This is a genomic window from Achromobacter pulmonis (assembly GCF_002885955.2).
GTDB classification, from domain to species: domain Bacteria; phylum Pseudomonadota; class Gammaproteobacteria; order Burkholderiales; family Burkholderiaceae_B; genus Achromobacter; species Achromobacter pulmonis_A.
On record NZ_POQS01000001.1, the window covers coordinates 1,143,979 to 1,166,893 of the forward strand.

Consider the following 22,915-nt stretch of genomic DNA (forward strand, 5'->3'; position numbering starts at 1 on the left):
TAACCTGGCACATTGCCATGCGCCCCGGCAAACGGCGCGCCTTGGGTAACAGCGCAATTGATCGTTTGACGCAAAACATTGAGCGGGCCAAATCCAGTCTTCGAGCCAAGGTTGAGCATCCGTTTCGTGTCATCAAATGCCAATTCGGGTTTCGTAAAGTCAGATTCCGTGGACTGGCCAAGAACACTGCGCATTTGAAAATGTTGTTTACGCTGTCCAATATCTGGATGGCACGCCGCCCGTTGACGGCGGTGGCAGGGTAAGTGCGCCCAAAAAGCGCCAACAGGCCCGAAAACGGGCCTGATCGGGGTGCAAACAACCCGAAAGTGGCGATGATTTGAGCAGTTTTTAACCATTTTTGAATACTTTGGTCATGAGGTCGATTTTTGGATGTTTGAAATCGAGTTCTTCAGACCTTCCCTAAGTCCTTTCAAAATCAGTTTACGGCGGCTCGGTATATTCAGGACGAGCAGCTGACTTCGATGCTGCCGGCCCAGTCGGGCGGCAATCCCGCATACCGCTCATAACCGGGCTGCGCCTCGTAGGGATTACGCAACAGTTTGAGCAGCGTATCGATTTCGCCGGCGTCGCCCGTCTTGGCGGCGCGGATCGCCTCCTCGGCCAGGTGATTGCGCAGCACGTACAGCGGATTGACGCGGTTCATGCCGGCCGCCACCTCGGGCACCGGGCGCGCGTCCTGCGCATGGCGCGCCAGCAGGCGGTCCAGCCAGGCGCCCGCGGCCGGGCGGTCGATGAACAGGTCTTCGAATGCGCTGCGCTGGCCCGCGAGCGCATCGGCCAGGCGCCGGAAGCTCAGGGTGAAGTCGGCCTGGTTGGCGTCCATCAGCTTGAGCAGATCGTCCAGCAGCGGCTCGTCCTCCACCTGCCACGCGGCCAGGCCGAGCTTGGCGGCCATCCGTTCGTGGAACGCGCGGGTGAACACCGGCTCGAATTCGTCCAGCGCCGCGCGCAGGCCGTCGACGTCGGGCACCAGCGCATGCAGGCTGCCGCCCAGGCGGTACAGGTTCCATAGCGCCACCGACGGCTGCCGGTTCCAGGAATAACGCCCTTCGGTATCCGAGTGGTTACAGACATGCCCCAGCCGGAAGCCGTCCATGAAACCGTAGGGGCCGTAATCCAGCGTAAGCCCCAGGATGGACATATTGTCAGTGTTCATCACTCCGTGGCAGAACCCGACCGCCTGCCAGTCGGCCATCAGCCGCGCCGTGCGCCGCGTGACCTCGCGCAGCAGGTTCAGCACGGCCACGCCGTCGTCCCGCGGCGCGCCGCCCGGCATTTCGCGGCACTGCGGGTAATAGCGGTCGATGACGTAGTCCGCCAGGGTCTTGAGCGGTTCCGGCTGGCGCCGCGAGGACCAGTGCTCGAACGAGCCGAAGCGCACGAAGCTGGGCGACATGCGCGTCACGATGGCGGCGGTCTCGACGGTTTCGCGCATGACCGGGTCGTCGGAAACCACCAGCGCCAGCGCGCGCGTGGTGGGCACGCCCAGGCCGTGCACGGCTTCGCTGGCCAGGTATTCGCGCACCGACGAGCGCAATACGGCGCGGCCGTCGCCCATGCGCGAATAAGGCGTCATGCCCGAGCCCTTGAGTTGCAGCTCCCAGGCGCCCTGCGGCCCTTCGACCTCGCCCAGCAGGTGGGCGCGCCCGTCGCCCAGCTGGCCGGCCCAGACGCCGAACTGGTGGCCGCTGTAGACNGCAAAGCACGGTGGGCGTGGGCACGCGTTTCGTCGTGACGCTGCCGTCCAACCCGCCGCCGGTTCAGGCGGCGAACACGTAGCCCTGGCCGCGCACGGACAGCACCGGCAGCTTGAGGCCGGCGCTTTGCGCCTTGGCGCGCAGGCGGCTGACCAGCACGTCGATGCGGCGCAATTCGAAACCGCCCGGGCTGTCGGGCAGGAACAGTTCGGCCAGCACCTGGCGGCTGACCGCGCTGCCGGCCGCGTCCATCAGCGCGATCAGGAAAGTACGCTCCTGCGCGCTGAGATGCAGGGAAGCGCCGTCCGGCGCCACCAGTATCCAGCCGCCGTCCTGCAGCGACCATGAACTGTCGGCCGGAGCGCGGGTTTCCGCGGCGGTGGGATTCGGCGCCTTGGCCAGGCGCATCCGGCGGGCCAGGCTGCGTATGACCGAGCTGAGCTCCAGCAGGTCCACGGGCTTGGTCATGTAGACGTCGGCGCCGCCTTCCAGGCCGCGCACCCGGTCTACCAGCGCGCTGCGGCCGGTCAGCATGACGATGCCGACGGGGCTCAGGGCGCGCAGGCGGGTCGCCACGGAAAAACCGTCTTCGCCCGGCAAGTGCGCATCGAGTATGACGATGTCGCACGGCTGCTCCTGCAACCGGCGATAAAACGCCGCCGCATTATCACAGGCGAATGCCACCCGAAAACCATAGCCACCCAAGCCTAACGCCAGTTCCTCCCGGAAATCGGCGTCATCCTCAAGCAGACCGATACACAGCAAACCATCTGCGCCAGCCATATTTAGAGTGCTTTATATTGAAGAGTATCGACAAATGCCCCGCGGACGCTGGCCCCCGGAGTGTCCCGTTGGCGACAATCTTACGACTTTTACAATGGAAACGAATGATTGCAGTGAAAAAAACTGCGATATTCCATTTCCAAATAGGTATTTTCGCCTAAGGAACCTCTGAACAAGTCCAACGAACCTGTCAGAATATAAGTTATTGAAAACAGTCCGATCCGAGTGAACCCGATGAGCCAGTTGAGTTTTTCCGAAGCCGAGTACGTTGGCAAACGCAAGAAAACGCGCCGTGAGAAGTTTCTGGCCAAGATGGAGCGTGCGGTGCCGTGGAAGCTCTTTGCCGATCTGGTCGATCCGCATTACCCCAAACCGGGCATCGGTCGTCCACCGTATCCGCTGGAAACGATGCTGCGCATCTACTTCATGCAACTGTGGTTTTCGCTGTCGGACCCGGCCATGGAAGAGACGCTGTACGACAGCTTTTCGATGCGCCAGTTTGCCAAACTGCCTGGAGGTCGTGTGCCGGACGAGACCACCATTTTGAACTTCCGTCATCTGCTCGAGCAGCACAACATTGCCGACCAAGCGCTTGAGGCGGTCAACCTGCTGTTGCAGGATCAAGGCATTCAGGTGCGCAAAGGCACCATTGTGGACGCCACAATTATCGATGCACCCAGCTCGACCAAGAACGCCAGCGGCACGCGGGACCCCGAGATGCATCAGACCAAAAAGGGAAACCAGTGGCACTTTGGGATGAAGGCCCACATTGGGGTTGATCTTCACAGCGGGCTGGTCCACACGGTGGTGGGCACCGCTGCCAATGAGCATGATGTTACTCAGGCGGCTGCGTTGCTGCATGGTGAAGAAACGTTGGCTTTTGGCGATGCCGGTTATCAAGGCGTAGACAAACGACCCGAGCACCAAGGGCGTGACGTAACCTGGCACATTGCCATGCGCCCCGGCAAACGGCGCGCCTTGGGTAACAGCGCAATTGATCGTTTGACGCAAAACATTGAGCGGGCCAAATCCAGTCTTCGAGCCAAGGTTGAGCATCCGTTTCGTGTCATCAAATGCCAATTCGGGTTTCGTAAAGTCAGATTCCGTGGACTGGCCAAGAACACTGCGCATTTGAAAATGTTGTTTACGCTGTCCAATATCTGGATGGCACGCCGCCCGTTGACGGCGGTGGCAGGGTAAGTGCGCCCAAAAAGCGCCAACAGGCCCGAAAACGGGCCTGATCGGGGTGCAAACAACCCGAAAGTGGCGATGATTTGAGCAGTTTTTAACCATTTTTGAATACTTTGGTCATGAGGTCGATTTTTGGATGTTTGAAATCGAGTTCTTCAGACCTTCCCTAAGTCCTTTCAAAATCAGTTTACGGCGGCTCGGTATATTCAGGACGAGCAGCTGACTTCGATGCTGCCGGCCCAGTCGGGCGGCAATCCCGCATACCGCTCATAACCGGGCTGCGCCTCGTAGGGATTACGCAACAGTTTGAGCAGCGTATCGATTTCGCCGGCGTCGCCCGTCTTGGCGGCGCGGATCGCCTCCTCGGCCAGGTGATTGCGCAGCACGTACAGCGGATTGACGCGGTTCATGCCGGCCGCCACCTCGGGCACCGGGCGCGCGTCCTGCGCATGGCGCGCCAGCAGGCGGTCCAGCCAGGCGCCCGCGGCCGGGCGGTCGATGAACAGGTCTTCGAATGCGCTGCGCTGGCCCGCGAGCGCATCGGCCAGGCGCCGGAAGCTCAGGGTGAAGTCGGCCTGGTTGGCGTCCATCAGCTTGAGCAGATCGTCCAGCAGCGGCTCGTCCTCCACCTGCCACGCGGCCAGGCCGAGCTTGGCGGCCATCCGTTCGTGGAACGCGCGGGTGAACACCGGCTCGAATTCGTCCAGCGCCGCGCGCAGGCCGTCGACGTCGGGCACCAGCGCATGCAGGCTGCCGCCCAGGCGGTACAGGTTCCATAGCGCCACCGACGGCTGCCGGTTCCAGGAATAACGCCCTTCGGTATCCGAGTGGTTACAGACATGCCCCAGCCGGAAGCCGTCCATGAAACCGTAGGGGCCGTAATCCAGCGTAAGCCCCAGGATGGACATATTGTCAGTGTTCATCACTCCGTGGCAGAACCCGACCGCCTGCCAGTCGGCCATCAGCCGCGCCGTGCGCCGCGTGACCTCGCGCAGCAGGTTCAGCACGGCCACGCCGTCGTCCCGCGGCGCGCCGCCCGGCATTTCGCGGCACTGCGGGTAATAGCGGTCGATGACGTAGTCCGCCAGGGTCTTGAGCGGTTCCGGCTGGCGCCGCGAGGACCAGTGCTCGAACGAGCCGAAGCGCACGAAGCTGGGCGACATGCGCGTCACGATGGCGGCGGTCTCGACGGTTTCGCGCATGACCGGGTCGTCGGAAACCACCAGCGCCAGCGCGCGCGTGGTGGGCACGCCCAGGCCGTGCACGGCTTCGCTGGCCAGGTATTCGCGCACCGACGAGCGCAATACGGCGCGGCCGTCGCCCATGCGCGAATAAGGCGTCATGCCCGAGCCCTTGAGTTGCAGCTCCCAGGCGCCCTGCGGCCCTTCGACCTCGCCCAGCAGGTGGGCGCGCCCGTCGCCCAGCTGGCCGGCCCAGACGCCGAACTGGTGGCCGCTGTAGACGGCCGCCAGGGTATCGCCGCCGGGCAGCGGCTGCGCGCCCGAAAACACGCTCAGGAACTCGGGCGTATCCAGCACCGCCGGGTCCAGGCCGATCAGGCGCGCGGCGTCGGGATTGGCGTGCAGCAGCCGCGGCTGGTTCAGCGGGCGCGGCGCAAGACGCGTATAGAAAGCCGGCGGCAAGGCGGCGAAGGAATTGACCGTACGTAGTTCGGCCAGCGTATGGGCGCTCATGCGCGTTGCCTCCTGGCGGCCCGCTTGGCGGGCCGCACGTAGAAAATGGCGCTCAGGAAGAAAACCGTCGAGAGCAGGATCTCCCCCCACGCCATCGCCACCGACAGCGCGGCCGGGTCGGACATGGCGCGCACCACCCCTTCCATCAGGTACAGCAGCGACAGCATCGACGCCCATTGGTAGGTATAGAGATTGCCGCGCAGGATGCCGCGCAGCGGAAACGCCAGCGGCAAGGCCTTCAGCAGCATCCAGGACCCTCCGGGCCGCACCGGCGCCACCACGGTCTCCCAGGTCACGCAAAGCACTATCAGGGCAAACAGCGAAACCGAGGCGAGCAGGCGCAGGCGGGGGTTGAGTTCAGGGTTCATGCTGCTATTATCGCCTGATGAATCGCCCCGCCGAGCCTGCCGCCGCGCCGGCGGCCCCCAGATCCCCGACATCGCGCTCTTCATGGGGCGCGAGAGCCTGGCGCATCGTCCGCTTCACCTTTGAACGCGCCGGCGAAGAAAAACTGCTCCAGGTCACCTCCAGCCTCACCTTCACCACCGTGCTGGCCATCGTGCCGATGCTGGCCGTGGTGCTGTCGCTGTTCACCGCGTTTCCCGTGTTCCAGGAATTCCGCCTCGCGCTCGAGGACTTCCTGACCAACAGCCTGATGCCGCCGTCCGTTTCGGACAACATCATGGACTACCTGAACCAGTTCGCGCGCCAGGCCTCGCGCCTGACCGCCATCGGCGGCGTGTTCCTGCTGATCACGTCGCTGCTGCTGATCATGACCATCGACAAGGCGCTCAACGACATCTGGCACGTCACGCGCCAGCGTCCGCTGCGCCAGCGCGCGCTGGTCTACTGGGCGCTCATCACGCTGGGGCCGGTGGTGGCCGGCGCCAGCCTGTGGGCCACCTCCTTCGTGGCGCGCGAGTCGCTGGGGCTGGTGCGCGACGTGCCGGAAATCGTCAGCGTGGCCATTTCCTTCATCCCGCTGGTCCTGACCGCGCTGGGATTCGCCGCGCTGTTCGTGGTGGTGCCGAACCGCGAAGTCCTGTGGCGCGACGCGCTGCTGGGCGGCTGCGTGACCGCGATCGCGCTGGAAATCATGAAATCGGCCTTCGCCTACTACCTGACGCGCTTTCCGACCTACACCGTCATCTACGGCGCCTTCGCCACCCTGCCCATCTTCCTGCTCTGGATCTACCTGTCTTGGCTGGCCGTGCTGCTGGGCGCCACGCTGGCCTCCAGCGCGCCGCTGGTCCGCCTGGGCCGCCGCAAGATCAACCGCTATGCCGGCGCCACCTTCGTCGACGCCCTGGACGCGCTGCGCGCGCTGCGCAAGGCGCAGGTCGGCGCGCAGCAGCGCGGCCTGCCGGCCAGCGTGCTGGCCTCGCAGCTGCGGCTGCACCAGGACGAGCTCAACGAAGTGCTGGAAACGCTGAGCGGCATGGGGCTGGCCACGCGCACGCCCGAGGACAACTGGGTGCTGACCTGCGACGCCCGCCAGACCTCGATGGCGCCTGTGGTGGACCATTTTCTGCTCGACCGCAACCAGTCCAGGGTGCGCAACGACCCGGAAATACTGCGGGTCGCGGCCGCCGTGTTTTCCGAACAAAATACGCCCACGCTGGAAGAAGTCTGCGGAGAAGCGCAAAATACTGAAAATGGAATCGCGCCGGTATTGCAGCTGGAAGCGAAAAAGAATTAGTAATCAGTATTCGGGCGTAGTCCGCCCAGGAGGAACCGATGTTGAAGGTCAGCGAGATTTTGCGCGTCAAGGGCGATACGCTCTATACGGCGTCGCCCGACATGCCTGTGTCCCAGGCCGTGCAAACGATGAGCGAGCAGGACATCGGCTCGCTCGTCATCATGGAGTTCGGCACCCTGACCGGCATGCTCACGTTCCGCGAGATCATCCGCCACATGCACGCGCATGGCGGCAACGCCGGGGAAACCACCATCCGCTCCATCATGGACGACGCGCCGGTCAGCGTCTCGCCCAATACCAGCGCCGAGGAAGTGCAGCGCCTGATGCTGGAAAAGCACGCGCGCTACATCCCGGTCATGGACGGCCCCACCCTGATGGGCGTGATTTCTTTCTACGACATGGCCCAGGCCATCGTGGCGGCCCAGCAGTTCGAAAACAACATGCTCAAGGCCTACATCCGCGACTGGCCCACCGAAAGCGCCGAACCGGCCAAGTCCTGATTGCACCGGCGGCGCCCGCCGCCGATCAGGCTCCCGCCGGCGCCGCGACGCTCGCGGCGCCGCGCATATCCGGCGCATGCCGCTGGCTGCGCCAGGCCTCGTATATGAGTTCCGGCCGGTTTTCCGCCAGCAAGGCCGGGTCCGACAGCATGCGCCGCCACCGGCGCGCCCCCGATTGCCCGTTCACCAGGCCCAGCATGGGCCGCGTCATCACGCGCAGCGGCACGCCGCGCGCGACCTGGCGCGCGGCGTATTCGGTCATGGCGTCGACCACCTGCGCATCGCTGGGCAGCCGCAGGGACGGCCACAGCTGCAGGGAAATCTCGGACAGCACGCGTGGCGTATGCCAGGCGGCGCGGCCCAGCATGATCCCATCGAAATCGCCGGCGGCGCGCACCGATTGCTCGGCGTCGGCCAGGCCGCCGTTGAGCACGAAAGTGCAATCCGGAAAGTCGCGCTTGAGCTGGCGCACCACGTCGTAGCGCAGCGGCGGGATCTCGCGGTTATCCTTGGGCGACAGGCCCTTGAGCACCGCGTTGCGGGCATGGGCGATGAACACCCGGCACCCGGTGTCGTAGATCTTGCCGACGAAATCCCGAACGAATTCATAGGATTCGTCGTAATCCAGCCCGAGCCTGTGCTTGACAGTGACGGGAATGTCCACCGCGTCCTGCATGGCCTTCATGCAGTCGGCCACCAGCGCCGGCTCAGCCATCAGGCAGGCGCCGAAAGCGCCCTTCTGCACGCGCTCCGACGGGCAGCCGCAGTTCAGGTTGATTTCGTCGTAGCCCCATTTGCGACCCAGCCGGGCCGACTGGGCCAGGGCGTCCGGCTCGCTGCCGCCCAGTTGCAAGGCCACGGGATGCTCGGTCTCGTCGAAATCCAGGTGGCGTTCGACATTGCCGTACAGCAGCGCGCCGGTGGTGATCATTTCCGTGTACAGGCGCGCGCGCGGCGCCAGCAGCCGATGGAAAAAACGGCAGTGGCGGTCGGTCACATCGATCATGGGGGCGACGCACAGCCGCCAGTCGGGGGAGTCCAAGAATCACTCTGCAAAACAAGGGGATGCGGTATTTTACGGTGCTTGGCCGGATTGTGTCCGGCAAGCGGCTTGCGGCTCCCGGACGCCCACGGCCGGGCCGATGCGGCGGGTGGTCTAAAATTGCGCCGCCGCACAGGCATGTCCTGGCCTTCCGTTAACCCCTGACTCCCGCATATCAATGGCCGTATTCACTCCCGTATCCGACGACGACGCGCGCAGCCTCCTGGCGCATTTCGACCTGGGCGAGTTCATTTCGCTGCGGGGGATCACGGCGGGCATCGAGAACACCAATTACTTCCTGTACACGAGCCGCGGCGAGTACGTCCTGACGCTGTTCGAGGTGCTGACGCAGGCCCAGCTTCCGTTCTATATCGAACTGATGTACCACCTGGCCGAGCGCGGCATCCCGGTGCCGCGCCCGCAGACCCTGCGCGACGGCACGCGCCTGACCACCCTGCACGGCAAGCCCTGCGCGATTGTTTCGCGCCTGCCCGGCGGCTACGAGCCGGCGCCCGGCGTCGCGCACTGCGCGCTGGCCGGCGCCACGCTGGCACGCGCCCACCTGGCCGGCCGCGACTTCCCCCTGCAGCAGCCCAACCTGCGCGGGCTGTCGTGGTGGCTGGACACCGCACCCAAGGTTCTGCCCTTCCTGGAGCCCGCCCAGGCCGATCTGCTGCAGGCCGAGCTGGCCGCCCAGCAGGCCGCCGCCGCGACGCCCGCCTGGCAGTCGCTGCCCGGCGGTCCGGCCCACTGCGACCTGTTCCGCGACAACGTGCTGTTCGCCGGCACCTTCGAAGACCCGCTCATGGGCGGCATCATCGATTTCTATTTCGCCGGCTGCGACACTTGGCTGTTCGACGTGGCGGTCAGCGTCAACGACTGGTGCATCGAGCGCGACACGGGCGAGTTCGTCCCCGAATTGGTAGCATCCTGGCTGGGCGCCTATGCCGCCGAGCGGCCGTTCACGGACGCCGAACGCGAGGCCTGGCCGCTGATGTTGCGCGCCGCCGCGCTGCGTTTCTGGATATCGCGGCTGTACGACTTTTTCCTGCCGCGGCCGGCGCAGACCCTCAAACCGCACGATCCGCGGCACTTCGAAAGAGTGTTGCAGGCGCGCCACCGGCCGGGGCTGCCCATATTGCCGTAACGGTCATGGCCCCCATAATGACGTATAGCGTCCCTTTTTGAGAGATTCCCCTTCTAGAGAGCCATGCAAGCAGCATTCCTCCCCGCGGCATCCGGCTGGCAATGGGTTCGAGACGGCTTCCGCCTGTTCCGCAAGCAACCCCTGGCCATGTTCACCTGGGCCATGGCCATCAGTCTTCTGGTCGTTTTCGCCACCGCAACGCCGCCTATCGGCCCAATTCTGGTCGTTGCGCTGATGCCCATCATTACCCTGATGACGCTCTCCGCATGCAAGCATGTCGAGGCCGACCGGGTCATGCTGCCCTCGATGTGGGGCAAGCCGCTGAAACAACCGGGGGTCTTCAGGAAGCTGTTCCTGATGGGATTGCTGTATGCCGCGCTGTGCATGGTGGCCGGCCTGGTGATTTTCCTGCCCTTCACGGATGCGATGGTCGAAGGCATGCGCATCGCCTCCGTCGAGAAAAGCATGGAGCCCATCCTGTCGGCGATGGCCCTGCCGCTGTCGTTGTTCGCCATCGTCTACGTCGTGATCGCCGCGCTCTTCTGGCACGCGCCGGTGCTGGTGGCCTGGCACGGGCTGCGCCTGGTCCAGGCGCTGTTCTTCTCGGGCATCGCCTGCTGGCGCAACAAGCTGCCGTTCCTGGTGTACGGCGCCACCTGGGTCCTGATCTTCCTGTTCATCGACCTCTGCGCCGGCCTGCTGGTGGCCATCGGGCTATCGCCGCAGTTTGCGGGCACGCTGCAGATCCCCTTCAATATCGCCGCCGGCGGTGTGCTGTATTGCAGCTTCTACCCCGCCTATACCTCCGTATTCGGCATCGAGAACGCCGGCGCGCATCTCAACGACGGCAACGGCGCCCAGGCATAAGGCCACGCGCCAGGGCGCCAGCGCCCGGCGCGCCCGCAGCACCCTTCCATCCGGCGCCACGAACGCCACGTCGATCGCGTAGCGCATGCCGAAGGTATGCACGCCCGCGCAGGGCGCCAGCAGGATGCCGCAGCGCGGCCCGGGCGGCCGGCGGCCCAACAGCCCCCTCAGGCGGACGCTCCAGCGCGTGACTTTCAGCAACCTGAGGCGGCCCCGCGGCAAGGGCGTGGGCCTGCTCATTGCACGCCCTGCAGCAACTGGACCGCGATCGGAAACGCCAGCACGATGAAGGTGCACGGAAAAATGCAGGCGATCAGCGGCAGCAGCATTTTCACCGGCGCCTGCATGGCCAGTTGCTCGGCGCGCAGATGGCGGTCGCTGCGGCACTGCGCCGCCTGCGCCCGCAGCACCGGCCCCAGACTGATCCCCAAAGCCTCGGCCTGGGCCACCGCCGCGGCCCAGTTGCGCGCCAGCGGGCTGTCGCAGCGCTGCGCCAGGGCCTTGATCGCGGCGCTGCGGGACACGCCGGCCCGCATCTCCGCCAGGGCGTCGGCCAGCGCATCGCGCAAGGCGCCCGGCGGCCCGCTGCGCGCCGCCAGCTGCAAAGCCCCCTGCACGCTCAATCCGGCCTCCACGCACAGGGTCATCATGTCGAACACGAACGGCAGGTCCCGTTCGATGCTGCGACGCCGCTTGCGGCCCAGGTCGAGCAGCCAGAGCCAGGGCGCGGCGCCGGCCGCCAGCGCGGCCGCGGCCGTCCAAGCGGCCCATGCCCAGGGCCCCGCCTGCGTCAGGGCGGCCATGCCGGCCAACACCGTCGTTCCCGCGGCCACCGCCGCGCTCCAGCACAGCGCGGCCATGTGGGCGTAGCCTACGCCGGCCGGCAGCGCGGCCCGGTCGATGGCGCGCATCAGGCGCAGGCGCCAGCGCCAGGTGCACAGGCGCCCCGCCAGCGGCGCCGTGGCCGAGATCCACGGCCAGGCCGCCCGCCACCACCAGGGCAGCGTCGCTACCGCCGCAAGGCCCTGGCGCAGCAGCGGCTGCAGCAAGGCCCACGCCAGCCACGCCGCGCAACTGCCCGCCGTGAATAGTCCGAGATATAGCCACACCCTGGCCTCCCTTCAGATATCGATGCGGATGATGCGCCGGATCAGCAGCACGCCGGCGGTCTCCAGCACCGCCACCACGGCCAGCACGCCCCAACCCATCGGCGTGCGCCACAGCAAGCCCATGACGTCAGGCTCCAGGCGGTCGAGCACGGCCAGCAGCAGCATGGGCAGCGCGCCCACGATCCAGGCCTGCAGCCGGCCCTGCGAGGTCAGCGCCACCAGCTTGGCCTGCAGTTGCAGCCTGGCGCGCAGCGTATGGGCGATGCTCTCCAGCGCCTCGGCTAGATTGCCCCCCGTCTGCGCGGCGATGCGCATGGCCGCCACCACCAGCGAAGTCGCTTCGGCGGGCATGCGGCCGAGCAGGTTTTCCAGGGCCGTGTCCCAGGGCACGCCCATGCGCTGTTCGCGCAGCATCAGTCCGAATTCCTGGGCCAGCGGCGCGCTGCTTTGCTCGACGACGTGGCGCAGGCCCGTGCCCAGCGCGACCCCGGCCCGCAGCGCCGAGGCCAGCATCAGCAGGGCCATGGGCAATTGCTGCTCGAAGCGGCGCGCCCGCCTGCGCCGCAGCGCGTCGATGAGCGCGCGCGGCATGCGCGAAGCCAGCGCCGCGGCCAGCGCGGCCGCGACGGCGCTGCCCGTCAGCGGCAGCACCAGGGCGGCGGCCAGGGCCGCGCACACCATCGCCCCGGCCCACAGCTGGGCCGGATCGATGAACAGGAATACTTCGCTCAGCTTCAGCCCGGCCTCGTGGGTGTAGACCTCGCGGTAGCGCCGCAGCGCGGGCGCGAACCAGCCCTGCGCGCGCCAGGCCAGCACGATGGCGCAGATCATTGCGCCCGCCGCGGCCAGCCAGATCACGGCAGGACCTGCGGATAGGCCGATGCGCCGGCCTCGCGCCCCGCCGCGTCGGAGAACCAGCCCGGATCGAAGCCAGCTGCGCTTTCACTCCATTCGCGCGCAAAGCCGGGCATGGCGCCGCAGCCGGCGAAGCCGTGGCGGCGGTCGTAGCGGAACAATTCCTGCAACTGTATGCGCCCGCTTTCCATGCCGGTCACTTCGGTGATGGAAATCACCGCCCGCTGCCCGTCGGCCAGCCTGGCCTGCTGCACCACGACGTCCACGCTGGCCGCGATGTGTTCGCGCACGGCCGACAGCGGCAGGTCGAGCCCGGCCATCAGGATCATGGATTCCAGCCGCCCCAGGGCGTCGCGGGCCGAGTTGGCGTGCAGCGTGGTCAACGAGCCCTCGTGCCCCGTATTCATTGCGGTCAGCATGTCGAAGGCCTCCGGCCCGCGGCACTCGCCCACGACGATCCGGTCCGGCCGCATGCGCAGCGCGTTGCGCACGAGTTCGCGGATATCGATGCGCCCGCGCCCTTCCTGGTTGGCGGGCCGCGCCTCCAGCGCGACCAGATGCTCGTGGTTCAGGCACAGCTCGGCGGCGTCCTCGATGGTGACGATGCGCTCGCCTTGCGGAATCTCGTTGGACAGAATATTGAGCAAGGTGGTCTTGCCCGAACCCGTGCCGCCGGAGACGACCAGGTTCTTGCGCGTGCGCACGCACAGCCCCAGGAACTGCGCCATCGCATCGCTCAGGGACCCGGCCGCGATCAGGTCGGGCATGCGCGGGCGCTGCCGCGGAAACTTGCGTATGGTCAGGCTGGCGCCCTTCATCGCCACGGGCGGAATGATGGCGTGGACCCGCGAGCCGTCGGACAGGCGCGCATCCACCATGGGAGAGCTTTCGTCGATGCGCCGCCCCAGCGGCGTCACGATGCGCTCGATGGCCCAGCGCACCGACTGCTCGCTGGTGAAGGCGGCCGGATGGCGCGACAGCCGGCCGCCGCGCTCCACGTAGATTTCGTCGTGCCGGTTGACCATGATCTCGGTGATATCGCCGGCGGCCAGCAGGGGCTCCAGCGGCCCCAGGCCGACGGCCTCGTCCAGCACCTCGCGGCACAGCGCCGCGCGGTCCGTGCCGGCGGCGAGGTCCAGGTCATCCGCGACGATCTGCGTGAGCAGCCGCTCGGCCTCGGCGCGCAGCATGGCGTCGCTCATGCCCGCCACGTCGCGCCGCCGCAGGTCCAGCGCTTCCAGCAGCGCCGCATGCAGGCGCCGGCGTTCGTGCAGCAGGTGCTGCGGCGGCCCGGGCAAGGGGTCGGCCTGCGCGCGACGCGGCGGCTCGGACGCGCAGGCGGCCGGCGCGGCCTGCGGCGGCGAGGCCAGCGACACGCGCAACCGGCACGGGCCGATCAGGATCTCGTCGCCGGGCAGCACCGGCGCATGACGCACGATCCGCGCGCCATTGACCATGGTGCCGCCCAGCGTGCCCAGGTCCTCCAGCACGATGGCCGCGTCTTCGCGCAGCAGCCGCGCATGCTGGCGCCCCACGCGCCAGTTCGCGATGCGCAGGCCGCAATGCGCGCCCCGGCCGATCAGCAGCGGCGCGGCCGCCTGCAGCCTGCGCACGGCCGCATCCTCGAACGTCAGTTCTATGGCAAGCATGGTGTCACTCCTTCTTCTGTTCCACCCATTGGGAGCCGGCGCCCGTATAGGGGTCCCAGCCAGCGGCGGCGGCCGGCGCCGCGGTTCCGAGCCGGGGCGGCTCGGGAAACGCCGCATCGAGCGCATCGCGGCCGCGGCGCACGCGGTCGGCCATGGCCGGCTCGTTCTGCGAAATGATTTTGGGCGTGACGAATATCGCCAGCTCTGTTTCGCGCAGCTGGTAGCGGCGCGACGCGAACAGCGCGCCGAGGATGGGAATGTCCTGCAGTCCGGGCAGGCCGCTGACTTCGCTGGCGCGTTCGCGCGACAGAAAGCCGCCGATGACCAGCGTGCTACCGGAACGGACGTTGAATTCGGTGGAGGCGCGGCGCGTGCGCAGCGCGGGCCCGCCCGGCACGCTGAGCGAGGCGTCCACCGAACTGGCCTCCACCTCGATGAGGGACCGGATCACGCCGTTGCGATCGATGCGCGGCGTGATCCGCAGCGAAACGCCATACGGCTTGAACAGCGTGGTGGAATTGCCGCGCGCATCCGTCGATGCGTAAGGGACTTCGCCGCCGGCCAGAAAGGTCGCGCTGGCGCCGCTGCGCGCGAGCAGCTGGGGCTGCGCCAGCATGACGGCCTCGCCGCTTTGCGCCAGGGCGGCCAGGCGGGCCGACAGCAGCGCATTGACGCCGAAATACCCGGCGGCCGCCGTGGCCGCGCCGGCGGTGGCGACCACGGCCTCTCCCGGGCGGCTCATGCGCCCCAGCGAACCCGCGTCCCACGCCAGGGCGGCGTTGAGACCGCCCTGGCTCACGCCGGCCCAGCGCACGCCCATTTCCCTCAGCCTGGACGTGGGGATCTCGACCACTTGCACGTCCAGCAGCACCATGCGGTCCCAGCCCACCTGCCCGGTGAAGTCCAGCACCGCGGGATAGCGCTCGGCCAGGGCGGCGATGCGCGCGCGGTCGTCGTCGGAGAGGTCGTCGCCTTCGATCACGATGCGCCCGCCCACTTCCGAACTGCGCGCGCCGGGAATACGCCCCAGCAGCTCGCGCACCTCGGCCCGCAACTGCGGCGCCCCCGCCGCGACGACCCGCAGTTCGTAGGCCCGGGGCTGCCCCCTGCCCGTCCAGACGTGCATGGACGACACGCCTTCGGCGCGCGCGAACACCACCACTTCGCGTCCCTCGGCCGCGACCGCCCCGACCACCTGGCCGTTGCCGATGGCCACCCGCCGCACGCCGGGGTGCGACAGCACCCGCGTTTCCCCCACCTGCAACTCCAGCACTTCGGCTTGCGCGTGCGCCGCCGCGCAGGCCAGGCACATCGCCAGCGCGGCCAGCGCCGCGAGCATGCGCGTCATGGCCGCTCCTCCCGCGTGTCCGTTGCGATGCCGGCCGCGGCGTCCCGCGGGAACCCGTCGGCCTGCGCGTCGAGCCGGTCGCCGTAGAGGATGGCCACGCCCGGCGCGGCCTTGGGTGCGGGGTCGAGTCCGATCAGGGCGGCCAGGTCGCTTTGCGGGCTGCGGGCCACCCGGGCCGCGTCGTCGCGATGGCGCAGCAGGGCCGTCAGGGCGCCGGCCTGGCGCGCCGCCACGAACCGCATGGCTTCCTCGGGGCTGGCCGCCAGCGTGACGTTGCCCGGGCTGCCGCCATCGCCGTCGTCCTCGCCCTGGCTGCCCACGGCAAGCACGCGCATGCCTTGCAGGACGGGCACGGTCAGCTCGCGCTGCCGGTGCGTGAAGCTGACGTAGATGTCGATCGCATCGCCGGCGCGCAGCATCTGCGCCAGCCCGCCCAGGTCCGCGGCGGCCACGCTCAGGGCGCGTTGCCCGGCCCGCAGCCGCGACGCCAGCGCGGGCGCCGGCGCATCGAAGCTGAGATAGGCGCGCAGCAGCGATTCGCCGCGGGCGACGTCGGACTGCAAGGTGGCGCCGAGTATGCCGTCGAGGTCCAGCGGGTCGATGCTGGCGCTTGACGCCCATTGCTCCGGAATGTCGCGCACGGCCAGATGGGATTCGTCGAGCCGCGTGCCCGCCTGCAGGTCATGGGCCGCGACCAGCCGGCTGACCAGGGGCACGCGCGCTTCGGCCTCCAGCACCTGGATGCGTTGCTGCACGTGTTCACGCACCGCCCAGGCCGATACCAGCCCCGCGCCCAGCGCCAGCGCATACACGCCGCCGCGGCGCAGCCGCTGCCGCGCCTGGATGAGCCAGCTTTTCATGGCGTCCACCCGCTGGCCAGCAGCCCGCTGCCGGCGGCCAGCGGCGCCAGCGAAATGCGCAGCCGCGCCGCCCCCTTGGTCCACCATTGCGGCGCGCCCGCGGCAGGCAGCGGACGCCAGCCGGCGCGCTTCAGGCTCTGGGCCACGCGCCGGGCCAGCCGCGCCGGCGGCTCGCCGTACTGCCAGATGCGCTCGGTGACCAGGACGCCGCCGTCGCGCACCGCGATGTCCAGCCGCAGCCTGCCGCCGGCCGGCAGCCATTGCGGCCTGGGCGGACCGGCCATTGCGCGCGTGTCCGCCGCCGAAATGCTGCCCACGGTCCGCCGCGGCCCCAGGCCTTCCATCTGGACGATCCATTGCTCATGCCCGATGCGCCCGGACAGGATCGCCTGCCCGGGCAGCACGCGCAGATCGGCCAGGGCGGGCTGTTGGCCCGACAGGAAACGGACCAGATCGGAAACGCCCAGCGGCGCGTCGAACACCTGCACCCGCGCCGGCATGCCATGCAGCCACATCGCATCGGCCAGCGGTTCGCGGCGGGACCCGGCCGGCAGGCGCAGCGCCTCCAGCGCCGCCGGGCCCGCGCCCGCGGCCGGCGGCGGCCACATGCCCGCCGCGCAAGCCAGCGCGCCCGCCAGCGCCAGACGCAGGACGATCGAGGGCGCCGCGTTCATGGCCTGCCCTTCCCGCGCGCGCCGAGCCGATCGGCCGGCACCACGTCGGCCCAGTCGGACAGCCAGTCCAGCGACAGCCGCGGCCGCCCCCAGGGACCGTCCATGCGCTCGACGAGGCCGGACAGCCGCCGGGCCTGGGCCAGCGAGGCCGCTTGCGCGCGCCGCCACGATTGCGGCGCCTGCCCGATGCGGCGCTGCGCGTCGGCGTCGCCGCAGGCGTAGCCGGCGCCGCTTGCCACATGCGTGCGGCGGGAGACCGGCAGCGCTTGCGGCCCGGCCTGGGCCTGCACGCTCAGCAACTGCAGGCCGGCCTCGAACCAGGCATGTTGCAAACCGGCGAGGCGCGGCGCAGCGACGCCGTCCAGGGTCTCGGCCGCGCCGGAGAGATTCGCGCGCGCCGCGGCGCCATCCACGCCTGCCAGGGGTTGGCCCCGCGCGGCGGCCATGACGGCCTGGCGGCTGGCCTGGGCCATTTCCTGCGCCGCGTATTGCAGCCCGCCGATGCGCGTGACGGCCCATGCCAAGACGGCCAGCAGCGGCAGCATCAGCAGCGCTTCGATCATGGCCTGGCCGTGTTGCCGGTGCTGGCGCGGCTTCATGGCGCCTGCCTTGCGCCGGCCGCTTCCTGGGCGGTGACGGCGGACAGCCGCGCCTGCCAGTACGGCCGGAATAGCGTGGCGAGTTCGCCGCGCCCGTCGGCCCGTGCCTGCGGGCGGACGAAATAGGTTTCGGCGGCCGAGGTGACGGTGACCGCCCCGGCCCGCCCCAAGGCGGCGTAGGCGAACCGGCCCACGGGCGCGGCGACCGAGCTGCCCGCGTCCGTGGTTTTCAGGGCGGAGCCCGCCAGCCTGACCGACACCGCGAAACGCAGCGGCGCGCGGCCGCGGGCGGCGGCGACTTCGCGGTAGGCCGGCAGCCCCGTGGCGCCCCAGCGCTGGGCGTGGGCCATGGCGTATGAGTTGGCCAAGGGATTGGTCGCGCCCTCGAAGATATTCCAGGACGTGGAGAGTTCGACCCAGCGCCAGAAGTCCTGTTGGGAAAAATCCGGCGGCGGTTCGTCCACGTATTCCAGGCCCTCGGGCGCGCGGCTCTTGTCGCCCTGCGCCGTCGCCCAACCCATTGCGTATTCCCGGTAATAGCATTTTTCTGGTTCCAACCTGTGCCACCAGATTCCAGCAGAAATTTCAAGCACATGATATAAAACGATTTTTTATACAAACCCGTACCAATCCAGATCAACCAAGCGCGAGCCGACTTGTACCCTGAAATGTACCCTGGAGTCCTTGCATGGCAATAAACGTCCTGAGCGACCGAAAGGTGGCCACCGCGAAACCGCGCGACAAGGAATACCTGCTGACTGATGGCGCCGGCCTGTCCCTGCGGATCCGACCTGACAATTCCCGCCTCTGGATCTTTCGCTACACGTCTGCCGCCGGCAAGCCGGCCAAGAAATCACTCGGCCCCTACCCCGAGGTGTCGCTACAAGAGGCCAGGCAGAAAGCCACCCAAATGCGCCAGCAGTTGCAGAAGGGGATCGATCCGGGCTCCAAGGTGGAAGGCCGGCCTGAAACAGTGCAGGCGCTGTTCAACACGTGGGTCGAGGATTCGCTGTCGAACCGCCGCAATGCCAAGGGCGTCTACGCTTGCAAATCCCGCATGGGTCGGCATGTTTTGGCGGCCGCAGGCCAGGATCGCATCGCCTCGCTGACCAAGGGCAGAATCCTGGATCTGCTTGCGCCGCTCGTGCGCGCTGGCAAAGGACCGCAGGCCAATTGCGTCCTCATCGACATCAAGCAGATGCTGGCCTATGCCGCCGAGCGTGAATGGATCGAGGCGAACCCCGCGGCACTCATCAAAAAGACGTCGGTGGGCGGCAAGGACGTGGTGCGCGATCGCGTGCTGGACGCGGGCGAAATCAAGATGCTACGCGACAAGCTGCTGGAGGCCACCGGCATGACCTTGTACGCACAGGCCGCATACTGGATCGCACTGTCGACTATGGCGCGCGCCGGGGAGATTGCGGCGGTGCGGGAAAGCGAGATTGATTGGGACGCCCAGGAATGGACAATCCCCGCCGCGAAGAACAAGTCCAATAGGGAGCACACAATACAGCTGTCGGACTTCGCCTTCTACTGGCTGTCGGTCCTGCGCGAACAACCGCGACCTGGCGACTATCTGATCCCAGGCAAGGCCGGCGTAGGCCACGTCTCGTACCGGGCTTTCAGCCATCAGGCGACCATGCGCCAGCAGAGCAACAGCAAGCTCCAAGGCCTCGGGGTGCGCGGAGAGCTTTCGTTGCCTGGCGGCCCGTGGACCACGCATGACCTGCGCCGCACCGGCGCGACCATCATGGGCGAACTGGGCGTGGCCGAGAACGTTGTGGAGAAGTGCCTGAACCACGCCGAGCAAACGCAGTTGGTGAAGGTCTACCAGCGCCAGAAGATGCTGCCGCAGCGCCGGGAGGCGTTCGACATGCTGGGCGCGCACCTGACCAAGCTGGTCGGCGACCCAAATAATTGGGGGCCGGTTAAGCTGAAGCCTGGACGTCCCAAAGTTGTCCCGCTGCGCGCCGCGTCCTGATCCCATACTGGCCCTTCCAACTGGCCAGGAGAACCCCGATGTGGGGTCGCATTGTCCAAACTCTCGAGGTTGCACACTATGCTTACGCCAAGGGGCCTTGCCGACCTCGCATAAATGCAGCGACCTTCTCCTTCAACAAAGTCGCGTCGTATGTTGCATTGCTGACTGCGCTTTGCAAGACCATCCTTCTGATGTCGGTTGGAAATTCATGCCAGATACTGAGGCTCGCAGCCCCAAGACAGGCAATAACTCGTCGCTCGCCTTCGTCAAGCACTGCTGGATCCAACACCTCAGCAGACTTAGGCAATTGCAAACCACCTTCATTGAGCCAACGCTCGATGTCCGAACTATCGCGATAGTGGTTCATGCTCATTCTCCACAGAACGGCCCTAGGCAATTGGGCCCTCGATTTGCGCCTCCTCTACTCAAGGACTGTGACATGGCGCCTCCTAGACGACTGAATAAATTCAGTGTACGGCAGGTGCCGCCACGGGTCTTACGCTTGTTTCAATTCATTTGTAGGTACTGCGTACCATTGGGCGTACTGTGAGTACGTGGCACTCGCCACGACAACTCAAGAGGTACACATCATGACATTTCCCACTCGCTTCAGCGCAACTGGCCCCCCCACCCAACCTGGTCAAGATGACCAAGCCAACAAGCAGCAAGAGCAGCAGAATCAGGAAAAAAAAGAAGAAGCCGCGCGCAAACAACAGGCGCAGAATGATCCGATGAAGCAACGCACCCCTCAGTAGCGTATCGCACGCTTTCGGTCTACCTTCCACGGAAAATGCGGCAATCTCGCTGCTACCGGATGAACGAAAGTTTGTGAGCAGACGCTGACTCGTCGCATGCTTGCGCGAGCCAGCGTTGTCGTGGACCGATCCCGATCCACCATATCTCCGCTCTGATTGAAGGCCCCGCTAGAGGCCTACTACTCCCAGAATCAAAATTCAGATCCTGCCGGCTAACTCGCTATGTCGTGGCGACGCCGCGCTTCGATTCCTTTAGGCCGTCACATCATGATGAAGCTTGTTAGTACATCATTTGCGCGCGTGATCACCGCTTGCAGAAAGTTTCTCCCACAGACGACATCGTTTCATCACCACGGTGGCCGCCGAGAACGTCAACCGATTCCACACTCAGCGACCGTTTCTCCCTGGAGGGTGTACAGGATCTACGCCCGGCCTGGCCACTTGTTCCTTCGGAACGAGCAAGGCAAAATTTTTGACTTCGGCGTCATGAAAGGGGCTGAGCCCAATCTAGCCTACCGGCTTTTCGTGAGAGGCCTGAGCGGCCAAGGATTCGCTTCTCGGACTCAGCTACTCGATGACATCACTCGTCGTCTTGAAGCCGAAGAAATTGCGGGCGAGCTGCTTGACCTGCCCGAATGTACTGCCGGGAAAGGCATCGATTTGGACCGCGGTACGCACGTCGACGTTTCCATGAAACTGGCTGGATAACCGCGGCGGTTGGCCCCCCGCCTAGCGCGGCCAGCCAGTCCCCCCTTCGCGCCGTAACGGGCACCACTCCCTATCCTGTCAAGTCCGGCCCCCTTCATCTCCAACCCGATACCTTACGGCATATTACCGATTGCCCTCTGGGGCCCCCTTTGCCTAGAATCGTTGACCAATAAAAGGGCGTCCCCAATAGGCTGGACTCCACGCTGGGCGACGTCTACCACATGGGAGATAGACATATGCCTGGCACGCGGCTGTCTGACGTCATTGTGAGGATGCCTGATCGATCCACGTGCCGCGTCGAGCGGCGACTGGTGATAAAGCGAAGCCCCGAGACTGCTCCGAGCACACAGTACGTTTGCACCCTTGCCACGGGCGAGACAGTGAAATGGCTGTCCGGCGGCAAATACCGCATGCCAGACGGCTCGGTGGCAGTCGCTGTTGCCCATAAAAAACCCGGGACGTTACGCGTCTGCGCATCAGCGGCGGTCGCTCACATCAGTCTTCCAAACCGATGAGCGTCGGTACGCTTCGGCGCGCGCCAGTGTTCGATAGACAGCCGCGCCCACGTCAATAAAACGGGTAAATTCTTCCGCTTCCAGCTTGTGCCGGACGTCCCAGAGGCAGCCGGCGTAGTCGCCAAGCACATCCGCCCAGTCTCCAAAATCGCCCAGCTGTACCGACCTGGTGAGTATCTGCGCTAATAGGTCTTCCTTTTCCATGCGAGCCTCGCGAGCCGCGCCGTCACGTCGCGGACGTCATGCGCAAGTATCATTCCCAAAACCCAAGGTGATTCGGCGGTACAGCGGTGCTAGCGCAGCCGCGCCTGACACGCCTCCAGCTGCGCCGTCAGCCGCCGAATTCCGGCTCGTAGGGCGAAATAATCCGATCGAGCAGCTGGATCAAGTTCGGCGCGGGCTCCATGATCCACGCTGGCGGAGGTGCCGGTTTCGGGCACTCCACCGCTGGCGGCGGGGCAGGCGGCACGGACGTGCAGCCGCTGGCGCCCAGCATCAACATCAGCCCGCAGGCCGTCATCTTCGATTTGCGCACTGCGCAGCCCTCCATACGCGGCCCACTCGGCGCGCGCGTTTCGTTCGTTGATCTGCCCCACCTCGGCGTAGCGCCGCTGCAGGATCTCACGCGCCTGGCGCTGAGCTTCCGCCACACGGTTAGATTCATCGGCACGCATCGCGGCGATGTCCGCGCCGTAGCGCCAGCCCTGCGCGGTCCAGGCCGTGGCGCCTGCGATCAGACCGCCGGCCAGCGCTGCAGCCGCGTAGCCGCGCCACCCTGCCAGCGCGCTGGCCAACTTCACGCCGGCGGCCATCATGCCGGCGCCTTCCAGCCGCGGGGCAGCTGAAAATGGGGGCCGTCTTTCAGCGTGCGCCAGTCCCCGCCCCACTCCACCGGCGTGCCCAGTTCGGCGGCGCAGGCCTTGACCACGTCGGCCAGGTCGGCGAAGGCCTGCCAGCGGTCCCACGGTATTGCCCCGCCCACCAGCGGCGCGAGGTCCACGGCGCGCCCGTAGCCGTCGGGCTGCCGCAGGTGCAGGCTGTTCTGCGTCTGGCTGGCCCCCTTGGCCACCAGCTCGCGCTGGCGCTCGGCCGTGCGCAGGCCCTCGACCACGGTGAAGTCCACAGGCGTGCGCTGGATCGCCAGCTTGACGACGTCGACAAGGCGCGGGTGCACCCCTTCCAGGCGCTGCAGGCTGCGCTGCGAAAGTTGAAATTGGCTCA

General features: G+C 66.8%; 25 protein-coding genes and 2 pseudogenes. 9 read left to right on the top strand and 18 right to left on the bottom strand.

Annotated features, from left to right (window positions below; all coding sequences use genetic code 11):
- Window positions 1-263 (top strand): transposase (locus C1I89_RS05285; protein WP_258231335.1); only part of this gene is annotated, 263 nt, incomplete at its 5' end.
- Between the two features lie 197 nt (window positions 264-460).
- Here C1I89_RS05285 and C1I89_RS05290 read toward each other — a convergent pair.
- Together C1I89_RS05290 and C1I89_RS05295 are read right to left on the bottom strand one after the other, a co-directional pair.
- Window positions 461-1,729: pseudogene (locus tag C1I89_RS05290) on the bottom strand (protein adenylyltransferase SelO); the annotation flags it as partial.
- Between the two features lie 52 nt (window positions 1,730-1,781).
- The gene (locus tag C1I89_RS05295) at window positions 1,782-2,501 is read right to left on the bottom strand and encodes a response regulator transcription factor (RefSeq protein WP_102771686.1); all 720 of its coding nucleotides are present in this window, start codon (window positions 2,499-2,501) and stop codon (window positions 1,782-1,784) included.
- A 234-nt stretch (window positions 2,502-2,735) separates the two neighbouring features.
- On the opposite strand from C1I89_RS05295, the gene C1I89_RS05300 reads away from it, so the two are divergent.
- On the top strand, window positions 2,736-3,701 hold the full coding sequence (locus C1I89_RS05300) for an IS5 family transposase (protein ID WP_102770808.1): 966 nt from the start codon (window positions 2,736-2,738) through the stop codon (window positions 3,699-3,701).
- A 197-nt stretch (window positions 3,702-3,898) separates the two neighbouring features.
- Here the strand turns inward: C1I89_RS05300 and C1I89_RS05305 are convergent, their stop codons facing one another.
- A complete protein-coding gene (locus C1I89_RS05305) occupies window positions 3,899-5,386 on the bottom strand; it encodes a protein adenylyltransferase SelO (protein WP_102771687.1) in 1,488 nt (495 codons plus the stop codon).
- Window positions 5,383-5,754 carry a DUF2069 domain-containing protein gene (locus C1I89_RS05310; protein WP_102771688.1) on the bottom strand — a complete coding sequence of 124 codons (372 nt, stop codon included), beginning with the start codon at window positions 5,752-5,754 and terminating at the stop codon, window positions 5,383-5,385. Before C1I89_RS05310 ends, C1I89_RS05305 begins: the two co-directional genes overlap by 4 nt.
- Window positions 5,755-5,771: 17 nt before the next feature.
- Here C1I89_RS05310 and C1I89_RS05315 point away from each other — a divergent pair, with 17 nt between their 5' ends.
- Together C1I89_RS05315 and C1I89_RS05320 are read left to right on the top strand one after the other, a co-directional pair.
- Window positions 5,772-7,085, top strand: coding sequence for a YihY family inner membrane protein (locus C1I89_RS05315; protein WP_102771689.1), 1,314 nt, complete (start codon window positions 5,772-5,774; stop codon window positions 7,083-7,085).
- A 38-nt stretch (window positions 7,086-7,123) separates the two neighbouring features.
- Window positions 7,124-7,585 carry a CBS domain-containing protein gene (locus C1I89_RS05320; protein WP_102771690.1) on the top strand — a complete coding sequence of 154 codons (462 nt, stop codon included), beginning with the start codon at window positions 7,124-7,126 and terminating at the stop codon, window positions 7,583-7,585.
- 25 nt (window positions 7,586-7,610) lie between these two features.
- Here the strand turns inward: C1I89_RS05320 and dusA are convergent, their stop codons facing one another.
- Window positions 7,611-8,627, bottom strand: a complete 1,017-nt coding sequence (gene dusA / locus C1I89_RS05325; protein WP_102771691.1) for a tRNA dihydrouridine(20/20a) synthase DusA — start codon at window positions 8,625-8,627, stop codon at window positions 7,611-7,613.
- 178 nt (window positions 8,628-8,805) lie between these two features.
- Between dusA and C1I89_RS05330 the strand changes: the two genes are divergently transcribed.
- Window positions 8,806-9,774, top strand: a complete 969-nt coding sequence (locus C1I89_RS05330; RefSeq protein ID WP_102771692.1) for a homoserine kinase — start codon at window positions 8,806-8,808, stop codon at window positions 9,772-9,774.
- A gap of 63 nt (window positions 9,775-9,837) precedes the next feature.
- Window positions 9,838-10,641, top strand: coding sequence for a BPSS1780 family membrane protein (locus tag C1I89_RS35105; RefSeq protein WP_246842574.1), 804 nt, complete (start codon window positions 9,838-9,840; stop codon window positions 10,639-10,641).
- A gap of 9 nt (window positions 10,642-10,650) precedes the next feature.
- Here C1I89_RS35105 and C1I89_RS35110 read toward each other — a convergent pair.
- The 9 genes and pseudogenes from C1I89_RS35110 to C1I89_RS05375 all read right to left on the bottom strand — a co-directional run.
- Window positions 10,651-10,881 (bottom strand): annotated as a pseudogene (locus C1I89_RS35110) (DUF192 domain-containing protein); the annotation flags it as partial.
- Window positions 10,878-11,750, bottom strand: a complete 873-nt coding sequence (locus tag C1I89_RS05340) for a type II secretion system F family protein (protein WP_102771694.1) — start codon at window positions 11,748-11,750, stop codon at window positions 10,878-10,880. The gene C1I89_RS05340 and the pseudogene C1I89_RS35110, both read right to left, overlap by 4 nt.
- Window positions 11,751-11,762: 12 nt before the next feature.
- The gene (locus C1I89_RS05345) at window positions 11,763-12,608 is read right to left on the bottom strand and encodes a type II secretion system F family protein (RefSeq protein ID WP_102771695.1); all 846 of its coding nucleotides are present in this window, start codon (window positions 12,606-12,608) and stop codon (window positions 11,763-11,765) included.
- On the bottom strand, window positions 12,605-14,254 hold the full coding sequence (locus C1I89_RS05350; RefSeq protein ID WP_102771696.1) for an ATPase, T2SS/T4P/T4SS family: 1,650 nt from the start codon (window positions 14,252-14,254) through the stop codon (window positions 12,605-12,607). Before C1I89_RS05350 ends, C1I89_RS05345 begins: the two co-directional genes overlap by 4 nt.
- Before the next feature lie 4 nt (window positions 14,255-14,258).
- Window positions 14,259-15,602, bottom strand: a complete 1,344-nt coding sequence (locus tag C1I89_RS05355; RefSeq protein ID WP_102771697.1) for a type II and III secretion system protein family protein — start codon at window positions 15,600-15,602, stop codon at window positions 14,259-14,261.
- Window positions 15,599-16,462: a Flp pilus assembly protein CpaB gene (cpaB, locus tag C1I89_RS05360; protein ID WP_102771877.1), complete on the bottom strand. Its 864-nt coding sequence runs from the start codon at window positions 16,460-16,462 to the stop codon at window positions 15,599-15,601. The genes C1I89_RS05355 and cpaB overlap by 4 nt, the downstream gene beginning before the upstream one ends.
- Window positions 16,459-17,136, bottom strand: a complete 678-nt coding sequence (locus C1I89_RS05365) for a hypothetical protein (RefSeq protein ID WP_102771698.1) — start codon at window positions 17,134-17,136, stop codon at window positions 16,459-16,461. The genes cpaB and C1I89_RS05365 overlap by 4 nt, the downstream gene beginning before the upstream one ends.
- Complete coding sequence (locus C1I89_RS05370; protein ID WP_102771699.1) at window positions 17,133-17,735, bottom strand: pilus assembly protein TadE; 603 nt, start codon at window positions 17,733-17,735, stop codon at window positions 17,133-17,135. The genes C1I89_RS05365 and C1I89_RS05370 overlap by 4 nt, the downstream gene beginning before the upstream one ends.
- Window positions 17,732-18,256, bottom strand: a complete 525-nt coding sequence (locus C1I89_RS05375) for a hypothetical protein (protein ID WP_258231336.1) — start codon at window positions 18,254-18,256, stop codon at window positions 17,732-17,734. The genes C1I89_RS05370 and C1I89_RS05375 overlap by 4 nt, the downstream gene beginning before the upstream one ends.
- Window positions 18,257-18,423: 167 nt before the next feature.
- Between C1I89_RS05375 and C1I89_RS05380 the strand changes: the two genes are divergently transcribed.
- The gene (locus C1I89_RS05380) at window positions 18,424-19,716 is read left to right on the top strand and encodes a tyrosine-type recombinase/integrase (RefSeq protein WP_102771700.1); all 1,293 of its coding nucleotides are present in this window, start codon (window positions 18,424-18,426) and stop codon (window positions 19,714-19,716) included.
- Window positions 19,717-19,798: 82 nt separating this feature from the next.
- Here C1I89_RS05380 and C1I89_RS05385 read toward each other — a convergent pair whose 3' ends face one another.
- Window positions 19,799-20,083: a hypothetical protein gene (locus tag C1I89_RS05385; RefSeq protein ID WP_102771701.1), complete on the bottom strand. Its 285-nt coding sequence runs from the start codon at window positions 20,081-20,083 to the stop codon at window positions 19,799-19,801.
- Between the two features lie 223 nt (window positions 20,084-20,306).
- Between C1I89_RS05385 and C1I89_RS34420 the strand changes: the two genes are divergently transcribed.
- Window positions 20,307-20,471, top strand: coding sequence for a hypothetical protein (locus tag C1I89_RS34420; protein WP_181390888.1), 165 nt, complete (start codon window positions 20,307-20,309; stop codon window positions 20,469-20,471).
- Window positions 20,472-20,741: 270 nt separating this feature from the next.
- The gene (locus tag C1I89_RS35115) at window positions 20,742-21,179 is read left to right on the top strand and encodes a hypothetical protein (RefSeq protein ID WP_102771878.1); all 438 of its coding nucleotides are present in this window, start codon (window positions 20,742-20,744) and stop codon (window positions 21,177-21,179) included.
- Window positions 21,180-21,655: 476 nt separating this feature from the next.
- Here the strand turns inward: C1I89_RS35115 and C1I89_RS05395 are convergent, their stop codons facing one another.
- The 3 genes from C1I89_RS05395 to C1I89_RS05405 form a co-directional block, all read right to left on the bottom strand.
- Window positions 21,656-21,898: a DNA-3-methyladenine glycosylase gene (locus tag C1I89_RS05395; RefSeq protein WP_102771702.1), complete on the bottom strand. Its 243-nt coding sequence runs from the start codon at window positions 21,896-21,898 to the stop codon at window positions 21,656-21,658.
- 89 nt (window positions 21,899-21,987) lie between these two features.
- Window positions 21,988-22,509 (bottom strand): lysis protein, encoded by a 522-nt coding sequence (locus C1I89_RS35120; RefSeq protein WP_258231337.1) that lies wholly within the window; start codon window positions 22,507-22,509, stop codon window positions 21,988-21,990.
- On the bottom strand, window positions 22,506-22,915 hold a 410-nt coding region (locus tag C1I89_RS05405), incomplete at its 5' end, for a M15 family metallopeptidase (protein ID WP_258231338.1). The genes C1I89_RS35120 and C1I89_RS05405, both read right to left, overlap by 4 nt.

What these genes read in the sequence shown, in the direction of transcription:
- C1I89_RS05295 (WP_102771686.1), bottom strand. Translation starts at nt 2,501, where the DNA reads ATGGCTGGCGCAGATGGTTTGCTGTGTATCGGTCTGCTTGAGGATGAC.
- C1I89_RS05300 (WP_102770808.1), top strand. Translation starts at nt 2,736, where the DNA reads ATGAGCCAGTTGAGTTTTTCCGAAGCCGAGTACGTTGGCAAACGCAAG.
- C1I89_RS05305 (WP_102771687.1), bottom strand. Translation starts at nt 5,386, where the DNA reads ATGAGCGCCCATACGCTGGCCGAACTACGTACGGTCAATTCCTTCGCC.
- C1I89_RS05310 (WP_102771688.1), bottom strand. Translation starts at nt 5,754, where the DNA reads ATGAACCCTGAACTCAACCCCCGCCTGCGCCTGCTCGCCTCGGTTTCG.
- C1I89_RS05315 (WP_102771689.1), top strand. Translation starts at nt 5,772, where the DNA reads ATGAATCGCCCCGCCGAGCCTGCCGCCGCGCCGGCGGCCCCCAGATCC.
- C1I89_RS05320 (WP_102771690.1), top strand. Translation starts at nt 7,124, where the DNA reads ATGTTGAAGGTCAGCGAGATTTTGCGCGTCAAGGGCGATACGCTCTAT.
- C1I89_RS05330 (WP_102771692.1), top strand. Translation starts at nt 8,806, where the DNA reads ATGGCCGTATTCACTCCCGTATCCGACGACGACGCGCGCAGCCTCCTG.
- C1I89_RS35105 (WP_246842574.1), top strand. Translation starts at nt 9,838, where the DNA reads ATGCAAGCAGCATTCCTCCCCGCGGCATCCGGCTGGCAATGGGTTCGA.
- C1I89_RS05350 (WP_102771696.1), bottom strand. Translation starts at nt 14,254, where the DNA reads ATGCTTGCCATAGAACTGACGTTCGAGGATGCGGCCGTGCGCAGGCTG.
- C1I89_RS05355 (WP_102771697.1), bottom strand. Translation starts at nt 15,602, where the DNA reads ATGACGCGCATGCTCGCGGCGCTGGCCGCGCTGGCGATGTGCCTGGCC.
- cpaB (WP_102771877.1), bottom strand. Translation starts at nt 16,462, where the DNA reads ATGAAAAGCTGGCTCATCCAGGCGCGGCAGCGGCTGCGCCGCGGCGGC.
- C1I89_RS05365 (WP_102771698.1), bottom strand. Translation starts at nt 17,136, where the DNA reads ATGAACGCGGCGCCCTCGATCGTCCTGCGTCTGGCGCTGGCGGGCGCG.
- C1I89_RS05370 (WP_102771699.1), bottom strand. Translation starts at nt 17,735, where the DNA reads ATGAAGCCGCGCCAGCACCGGCAACACGGCCAGGCCATGATCGAAGCG.
- C1I89_RS05375 (WP_258231336.1), bottom strand. Translation starts at nt 18,256, where the DNA reads ATGGGTTGGGCGACGGCGCAGGGCGACAAGAGCCGCGCGCCCGAGGGC.
- C1I89_RS05380 (WP_102771700.1), top strand. Translation starts at nt 18,424, where the DNA reads ATGGCAATAAACGTCCTGAGCGACCGAAAGGTGGCCACCGCGAAACCG.
- C1I89_RS05385 (WP_102771701.1), bottom strand. Translation starts at nt 20,083, where the DNA reads ATGAACCACTATCGCGATAGTTCGGACATCGAGCGTTGGCTCAATGAA.
- C1I89_RS34420 (WP_181390888.1), top strand. Translation starts at nt 20,307, where the DNA reads ATGACATTTCCCACTCGCTTCAGCGCAACTGGCCCCCCCACCCAACCT.
- C1I89_RS35115 (WP_102771878.1), top strand. Translation starts at nt 20,742, where the DNA reads ATGAAGCTTGTTAGTACATCATTTGCGCGCGTGATCACCGCTTGCAGA.
- C1I89_RS05395 (WP_102771702.1), bottom strand. Translation starts at nt 21,898, where the DNA reads ATGGAAAAGGAAGACCTATTAGCGCAGATACTCACCAGGTCGGTACAG.
- C1I89_RS35120 (WP_258231337.1), bottom strand. Translation starts at nt 22,509, where the DNA reads ATGATGGCCGCCGGCGTGAAGTTGGCCAGCGCGCTGGCAGGGTGGCGC.